This window comes from Microcystis sp. M53602_WE12 (assembly GCF_030065455.1).
GTDB classification, from domain to species: Bacteria; Cyanobacteriota; Cyanobacteriia; order Cyanobacteriales; family Microcystaceae; genus Microcystis; species Microcystis aeruginosa.
This window is the reverse complement of sequence record NZ_JASJFB010000264.1, coordinates 1-8214: the sequence shown is the minus strand read 5'-3', so window position 1 is coordinate 8214 and position 8214 is coordinate 1. Positions and strand designations below refer to the sequence as shown.

General features: G+C 41.6%; 7 protein-coding genes and 2 pseudogenes. 3 read left to right on the top strand and 6 right to left on the bottom strand.

The genetic code is table 11. The annotated features are described in order from the left end of the window. From PX482_RS09675 to PX482_RS09660, 4 genes and pseudogenes are all read right to left on the bottom strand, one after another. A pseudogene (locus PX482_RS09675) lies at positions 1-345 on the bottom strand (glycerol acyltransferase); the annotation flags it as partial. A gap of 105 nt (positions 346-450) precedes the next feature. Continuing rightward, complete coding sequence (locus tag PX482_RS09670) at positions 451-936, bottom strand: DUF29 domain-containing protein (RefSeq protein WP_002757770.1); 486 nt, start codon at positions 934-936, stop codon at positions 451-453. 282 nt (positions 937-1218) lie between these two features. Then, a pseudogene (locus tag PX482_RS09665) lies at positions 1219-1623 on the bottom strand (type II toxin-antitoxin system VapC family toxin). A 6-nt stretch (positions 1624-1629) separates the two neighbouring features. Continuing rightward, entirely contained in the window at positions 1630-1926 is a 297-nt protein-coding gene (locus PX482_RS09660) for a hypothetical protein (protein ID WP_002757768.1), read from the bottom strand. A gap of 281 nt (positions 1927-2207) precedes the next feature. Here PX482_RS09660 and PX482_RS09655 point away from each other — a divergent pair, with 281 nt between their 5' ends. Then, positions 2208-2465: a hypothetical protein gene (locus PX482_RS09655; protein ID WP_288027695.1), complete on the top strand. Its 258-nt coding sequence runs from the start codon at positions 2208-2210 to the stop codon at positions 2463-2465. Continuing rightward, entirely contained in the window at positions 2458-3234 is a 777-nt protein-coding gene (locus PX482_RS09650; protein ID WP_043998901.1) for a class I SAM-dependent methyltransferase, read from the top strand. The genes PX482_RS09655 and PX482_RS09650 overlap by 8 nt, the downstream gene beginning before the upstream one ends. Here the strand turns inward: PX482_RS09650 and uvrA are convergent. Beyond that, on the bottom strand, positions 3191-6103 hold the full coding sequence (gene uvrA, locus PX482_RS09645; protein ID WP_002757759.1) for an excinuclease ABC subunit UvrA: 2913 nt from the start codon (positions 6101-6103) through the stop codon (positions 3191-3193). The two genes, PX482_RS09650 and uvrA, sit on opposite strands and share 44 nt — an antisense overlap. 97 nt (positions 6104-6200) lie before the next feature. Then, on the bottom strand, positions 6201-6974 hold the full coding sequence (gene cysE / locus PX482_RS09640; RefSeq protein WP_002757757.1) for a serine O-acetyltransferase: 774 nt from the start codon (positions 6972-6974) through the stop codon (positions 6201-6203). Positions 6975-7188: 214 nt separating this feature from the next. Between cysE and PX482_RS09635 the strand changes: the two genes are divergently transcribed. After that, positions 7189-8127 (top strand): choice-of-anchor I family protein, encoded by a 939-nt coding sequence (locus tag PX482_RS09635; RefSeq protein ID WP_288027699.1) that lies wholly within the window; start codon positions 7189-7191, stop codon positions 8125-8127. Positions 8128-8214 lie beyond the last annotated feature (87 nt).

Genomic DNA, 8214 nt, shown 5'->3' with positions numbered 1-8214 from the left:
TCGCCAGACTCGCGAATCCATCAAACCATAGACTAAGCGATCGCTGCCAAAGCGTTGAAACCAATCATACATCATCATAAACATATCGGGAGCCGCTAAACCGCCGTTGTGGGAGCCGATGAATAATACCTGTCCTGAGGGGGGAATATTTTCCCAACCATCGGTTTTAACCCGAAAATAATGGTGATAAAACCAATCCAGAAGGGGGACAAATTTTTCGATCACTTGCGGATCCCGATCCTCTAATGACCAACCGGTGAGGGTATCAACAGGGGCCTTGGCTGCTTGTAGGGATAATTCGGCAAAAGTGGCCGTAGATGAGACAAAAGAGCTAAAAATCTGCATTGATGCCAAGTTGATAATTTAATCGCACCTTATTATCGCAAATTTCGGTTAAAAAACCCATCGTTTTAGAACGGCTTTCCTCGATAATTCTATCATTTTTAATGTCTAATCTTCACAGTGGAACCAATTTTTATCTAATAATTGCTCTAAACTGTAAGGGCATTCTGAGGGAAAATCGCTAGAAAACCCAGTTTTTTGTTGAACATAATCGAAAGCATCCTGATAGATTATCGGTAATTCCTCGGCTAAATAATTCTGTAAATTTGTCGTTAAACATTTTCTTAATTGCGTGCGAAAACTGATAATTTCCGCTCGCCAATGATTCCCATTTATTTCTGCTTCTGTTGTCCAATATTGTAAAAGTAATAAATGCCTGATCACTTGTTCAAGTAAGCTACTGACTCGGTTTTTATCTCTTTTACTCAAGCTTTCTAATTCCTCAATTAAATGGATTACATCTAATTCATCTAAGCGATTTTCCTTGAGGATTTTTATTGTTTCCTCTAACCAAAGATGTTGATCAATTTCGTAAAGTAGGGGTAGGGTTTCTCCTCCCTCTACTTGCCAGGGATTCTGATTTAAAGTTTTCATTGGGTTGTTGGCGGTTTTTAATAGGAAATAAGCACCCTCATATATATATTAGGCCACTTTCTCCTAATTTTGATATTGACACGGGAAAAATCACCGCCCCGCTAATTCTCGTTTATAGGATCATTGGTGCATAGCCAATTTTGTAGGGTGCGTTAACGTAGTGTAACGCACGTCTTTACTGACTCAAGCCAATTTTGTAGGGTGCGTTAACGTAGTGTAACGCACGTCTTTACTGACTCAAGCTGTTAAAATATGTCGGATGAATTAAAGATTGGGTTTAATTTATAACTCTACCCAATTCTCTAAACTTAATCCTTCAACCCTCAATAAATCACCGTCATTAGAAACAACAATTAAACTTTTAACTATAGCAGTAGCAGCAATTAAAATATCTTCTGTTTGTATGGGTAATCCTCTTAATCTAAGATGAGCATGAATTTCGGCTGCTTTTTATAAAATAGCTAAATCATCTAATAAAATAATTTGATAATCCTGACAAAGTTGGTTAAATCTTTCTCTTTGTTTAGGTGCAGCAACTGCCAAAAATCCCCTCTTAATTTCAAAATAAGTAATGCAACTGATAAAGATACTTTTTCTTTGAGCTTTGACATCTTCAATTTTTTGATAAATTTCAAGATTACGCTTAATGATCAAAGAGACGATATTAGTATCTAACAAATAACTCATAATTACCTATTTACGCTTAATTGCTTCATCGAAAATAGCCATTTGTTCAGGAGTAAAATCGCCGCCAATTTTTGACAGGATTTCTGTGGACATAATCAAGCTACAATGCTCTTTCAGTTCTGCCTCTGACATAGTGTTAAACTCCTCAAAAGGTAAATTTTTTTCAAATAATTCAACCAAATGTTTCACTATTTCTGAATAATTAAGTTCCTCTTTAAAGAAAGGACGGTCTTCCATTAAAATAGAAACAACTTGCTCAATTCTCTTAATCATCGATTTTTGTCTGACATCAGTTGATAACATATTTATGCCGCCAGTAAATTTTCAATAATATTTATCAACTGCCAATATATCAAGTTTCTCGTGGTTATGCAACATCGTGAGTTCGATCTCGAAGAGAAGAGAGCGGCATAACGGTGTCTTGAGTGGGATGTATGGCCATTCTCATCGGATGGTAGTTTCTGTCATGTCCGACCTGTTTGGGGTGAAGATGTCTTTATGGTTAAAAGACCGCAGGGGACGCACCTTGTCAGATGAGGACATATTACACTATCCTTATGATAGTAGTAACCTTAGCCGAAACCATGAAAACAATTAGTTTTAAAACCCGTGTAGGAGAAGATGGAACATTACAAATATCTTTACCGCCTGAACTTAAAAACACAGATTTAGAAGTCACCTTAGTTTATCAGCCAATATCTCTAAAAGAACAAGAAGAAAAAACTACATTTAGCCAATGGCAAGAAGGCTTTTTTGAAGAAGTAATTGGCGGTTGGGAAGGTGAATTATTAGTAAGAGAAAAACAGCCAGATTATGAGGAAAGAGTGCTCAAGAATGATTAAGGACAAAAATCAGCAAACCTATAGAGACCCTAGTATTGTCGGTTATTATGCCCAATTAACCGCGCTACAGCCAGCAGAAAAGACAATTTTAACTCTGCTGCAAGAGCGTTTATCGACGATGAAAATGCTTGATTTAGGGGTAGGTGCGGGACGGACTACGAAGTATTTTGCCCCTCTTGTGGGAGAATATATCGGTGTTGATTATTCTACGGAAATGATCGCCGCTTGTCGTCAAAAATTCCCCCATTTAGTCTGGCAAGTGGCCGATGCTAGAAATCTAGAACAATTTGCCGATAATTATTTTGATTTTATTCTCTTTAGTTTTAATGGCATTGATTATATTTCCCCTGCTGACCGTTTTCTAGTTTTAGAGGAAATTAGCCGCATCGGTAAAGCGGGTGGTTATTTTTGCTTTTCTAGTCATAATCTTCAGGGAATTATCCCAGAATTCGATTGGAAAAAAAAGATTAGTTTGAATCCTTTTAGTAGCTATGTCAATTTAGTCATCTGGGCGATTTTGCGGGCCTGTAATCCCTCTCTTAGCTACCAACAGTTATTGACTGCTGACTATGCAATTATTCGGGATGAACCCCATAATTTTCGTCTGCGAAATTATTACGCCACCCCCAAAGAACAATTAAGACAGTTAAGGTCTTACTTTCAAGAGATTAAAATTTATTCTGGGAAAACCGGTCAGGAAATTAAGAGCGAACAAGAGTTAAATACTAATCTTGATCATTGGCTTTATTATCTCTGTGTTCTTCCCTAATATTATCCCGCTTTTTTGGGGGATATTGAAGTAATGCTTGGGCAAGATAATGACCGGTGTAGGATTTTTCACATTTAGCCACGGTTTCCGGTGTTCCCACCGCGATTAATTCTCCTCCCTTGTCCCCTCCTTCCGGTCCCAAATCAATAATCCAATCGCTACAGCGAATCACGTCGAGATTATGTTCGATGACGATAATCGAATTACCTTTATCGACCAATCTTTGTAACACATCTAAGAGATGATGCACATCATAAAAAGATAACCCCGTAGTCGGTTCATCGATCAAATATAGGGTTTTTCCCGTGGCCCGTCGGGATAATTCGGCCGCTAATTTCACCCTTTGCGCTTCCCCACCGGATAAAGTGGGGGCGCTTTGACCGAGTTTACAGTATCCTAAACCCACATCCACGAGAGTTTGTAATCTGGTGGTGGCCCGGGGGACATTTTCAAAGACCTTTAATGCTTCCTCGATCGTCATATCTAAGACATCGGCGATCGAATAACCTTTATACTTAACCTGTAGGGTTTCCCGATTATAACGCGCCCCTTTACACACATCACACTGCACATAGACATCGGGGAGAAAATTCATCTCGATGACGTTTACTCCTTGGCCTAGGCAAGCTTCACAGCGTCCTCCTTTAACATTAAAAGAAAACTGCCCCGCTTTGTAACCTCTAGCTTTTGCTTCGATGGTTTCGGTGAAAATCTCGCGAATAATGTCAAAAACCCCCGTATAGGTGGCAGGATTTGACCGAGGAGTGCGTCCTATCGGTGATTGGTCGATGACAATTACTTTATCAACCGCGTCCAATCCTTCCACTTTCTCTAACTCTTTGGGGAAGGGAGTTAAACGGGTTAAATGATGTTGTAAAGCTGGATATAATAACTCATTAATTAGGGTAGATTTGCCCGAACCAGATACCCCCGTAATCGAGACTAATTTTCCTAAAGGAATCGTTACATCAATATTTCTTAGGTTATTTTGATGGCAATTTTTTAAGACTAAAGCATTACCATTCCCTTCCCTTCTTTGGGGGGGAGTTTCAATAACTTTGCGGCCCGATAAGTAGGCCCCTGTTATCGATTTTTTGGACTTTAAAAGGGTTTTAAAACTGCCTTGACAGATGATTTCTCCGCCATGAATCCCCGCTTTCGGACCGATATCGACCACATAATCGGCTGCCCGAATCGTTTCTTCATCGTGTTCGACGACAATTAAAGTATTACCTAAATCTCGCAATCTTTGCAGGGTTTCTAACAGTTTACTATTATCTCTTTGGTGTAATCCAATGCTAGGTTCATCGAGAACGTATAATACTCCCGTTAATCCCGAACCGATTTGAGTAGCTAATCTAATTCGTTGGGATTCTCCCCCGGATAAAGTCATCGCCGGTCGATCGAGGGTAAGATAATCTAATCCCACATCGATTAAAAATTGTAGTCTCGCTTTGATTTCTTTGAGGGCTAATTCCCCAATTAATGCTTGTCTTGGGGTTAAATGACAATCATTAATTCTCTGCAAACAATCCCGAATGGTAACTCCGGTAAAATCCGTGATCGTATATTGTCCTAAACGTACCGATAAAGCTTCCGGTTTTAATCTTTTTCCGTGACAAACTTCGCAGGTTTGGTTAACAATATATTTCTCTAGTCTTTGTTTAATAACTTCCGAGGTGGTTTCTTGATAATTCCTATCTAAGATATTGATAACTCCCGCAAATTCTCGATAGTAACCGCGACCAGTATCATAACGGTAATCATCTTCAAAATAGATCGGTTCTTTACTCCCATAGAGAATGATATCTTGCTGGGTTTTTGTTAGTTTCTGCCAAGGGGTTTGAATTTCAAAACCTAAAGCTTGCCCTAAACCGTAGAGGAGAGAAAGATAGTAGGAGTTATCCTTATCTGACCAGGGGGCAATAGCCGAATAAACCGGTTGTTTCGGGTCTGGAATGACTAAATCTGCCGAAAATTTCCGTAAACTGCCCAATCCGTGACAGTTGGGACAAGCACCATAGGGAGAATTAAAAGAGAATAAACGGGGGGATAACTCTTCCATAACTGCCCCGTGTTCGGGACAGGCAAATTTTTCGGAAAAGATAATTTCTTTGGTAACTTCGGGATTATCTTCGTTATTCTCATCGAGAATTTCCACAATCGCTACACCATCGGAATGCTTTAAACAAGTGGTTAAAGAATCCACTAATCTTTCCTGTAAACCCTCTTTTTTGATCAGGCGATCGATAACAATTTCAAGATCATGAAGATGTTTTTTATCTAACTCGATGCCCTCGGATAATTCTACTACCTTGCCGTCAATCCGCACCCGGGCAAAGCCTTGGGAGGCCAAACTAGAGATTAATTGCTTATGGGTGCCTTTTTTGCCGCGAATTACTGGCGCTAAGATTTGAAATCGGGTTTTATCGGCTAATTCCATCACTCGATCGCACATTTGATCGATGGTTTGGGGGGCAATATTGCGATCGCAATGGGGACAATGGGGTTCACCGGCACGACCGAACAATAAACGCAAGTAATCGTAAATTTCCGTTACAGTTCCCACACTAGAACGGGGATTGTGGGAAGTGGATTTTTGGTCAATGGAAATAGCCGGACTTAAACCCTCGATCGCATCCACATCGGGTTTATCCAATTGTCCTAAAAATTGGCGCGCATAGGCGCTGAGGGACTCCACATAGCGGCGCTGTCCCTCGGCAAAAATAGTGTCGAAAGCGAGGGAAGATTTGCCCGATCCCGACACTCCCGTAAAAACAATCAACTGATTGCGGGGTAATTCGAGATCAACATTTTTGAGATTGTGTTGTCGGGCGCCACGGATACGGATCGAGTCAGTTTGAGCCATCGGATGGTGCCAAGTAGTCCTTAACAATAATAGCTTTGACGAATGGGTTTCAGCTACTAGAAAACCAGTCTTCTATCATATCAAAAGATTCTCGGGGTTAAACCGCTCTTTCGAGAAACTCGCGCATATCTTGATCGGCCGCAGGGCAACAGCCATGACTCGCTTCTTCTTCTAAATGGGCTAAAACTGGGCAATTAATCCGATAATCTGGTTCTTTTGACCGTTCTAGCCGCAATTCGTACACTTGTTTTTCCAGTTGTTCGATGCGGTCCACCAAGGCGCGAATAGCCACCGCTTCCGAGTCGGGTAAATCACCGTGTTCGAGGGGTTGCACCCGCGTCCCAGCGCGATAGATTAAACGACCGGGTACACCAACAACGGTACAATCGGCGGGAATATCGCGTAGGACCACAGAACCAGCACCGACGCGAACGTTATTACCCAGATAAATATTACCTAAAACCTTGGCCCCAGCGCCGACGACCACATTTTCCCCTAGAGTCGGGTGACGTTTACCGCTTTCTTTCCCCGTCCCTCCTAAAGTAACTCCCTGATAGATGAGGGCATAATCACCGATAATGGCGGTTTCTCCGATGACAACTCCCATGCCATGGTCGATAAAAACACCCTGACCAATTTGGGCGCCGGGGTGAATTTCGATACCAGTCAGAAAACGGGCAAGATGGGAAATTAAACGGGGAATAAAGGGAATCCCGATCTGATATAGCCAATGGGCGAAGCGATGGCACAGTAAAGCCTGTAATCCAGGATAACAAAACAGTACCTCTAACCAGTTGCGGGCAGCGGGGTCACGTTCAAAAATGATCTTGAAATCGGCTAGGAGAATAGATAACACGAGTCTTGATTCCATATTGATCGAGCTTATACTAAACCATGTTATCACTCCGGTAAATGAGCCGTTCAACTAAAAAGCGATCGAGGAACTCCTTCTCCTAGTTCGCTTTTACTGACCTTGGCCAAATTTTGAAGATATCCTTAATTTCTCTCTTGTTTAATCTTCCTTTAACTTGGGGCTGAAAAAATGCAATTGTTTAGCCTTTTTTTGCAGGTTTTCAGCTAAAAATATGATTCATCCTATCTATCGTCACCATTGGCAATTTTTATTAACCTTGCTGTCAATTGCTGGCAGTATCAATATTGTTACCGAATCTGCCTCAGCTTTAAATATCACCCGATTGAGCAGTCTTGGCAATAGTACAACTGCTGCTAATAACTTCGGGGCAGAAATCCCCGCTTATGACCCAGCTAGTCGAAAATTATTCGTGACCGGTCCCAATAATCGTCTAGATATTGCCGATATCAGCAATCCCGCTAGTCCAATTCCCTTACCCTCGATCGATCTTAGTCCCTACGGTGCAGGGGTTAACAGCGTTGCCATCAAAAATGGTATCGTGGCCGTGGCCATGGAAGCTAGTCAGATTACCAATAACGGCAGTGTGGTCTTTTTCAATACTAATGGTGTCTTTCAGAGTCAGGTTACTGTGGGTGCTTTACCGGATATGTTAACCTTTACTCCTGACGGTAATCGGGTTTTGGTCGCTAACGAAGGGGAAGCAAGAGGGGCGATCGATCCCAATGGTTCCGTTAGTATTATTGACCTTAGCACTGGTGTTCTCAATGCCACGGTCAACACTGCTACCTTTACCCGTTTTAATGGTCAAGAGAACACTTTAAGAAATCAGGGAGTCCGCATTTTCCCCGGTCAAACGGTTTCCCAAGATGTGGAACCAGAATACATCACCGTTTCCGACGATGGAACCACTGCATGGGTGTCTCTACAGGAAAATAATGCTGTTGCCGTAGTCGATGTTGCTAACGCTCAAGTCACCAGTATTGTACCCCTAGGAGCCAAAAATTTTAACGCACCAGGTAATGGTTTGGACCCTAGCGATCGAGATGGAGGGGTAAATATTAATAATTGGCCGGTTTTTGGCTTATACCAACCGGATACGATCGCCACCGTTACCATCGCCGGACAAACCTATTTAATTAGGGTCTGCTGAAAAAGTTTTTCCTAGGGGCAGGGTGTAGGGTGTGGGGTGTGGGGTGTGGGGTTTTACCCATTTTCATCGGGTAAATTACCTAATTTT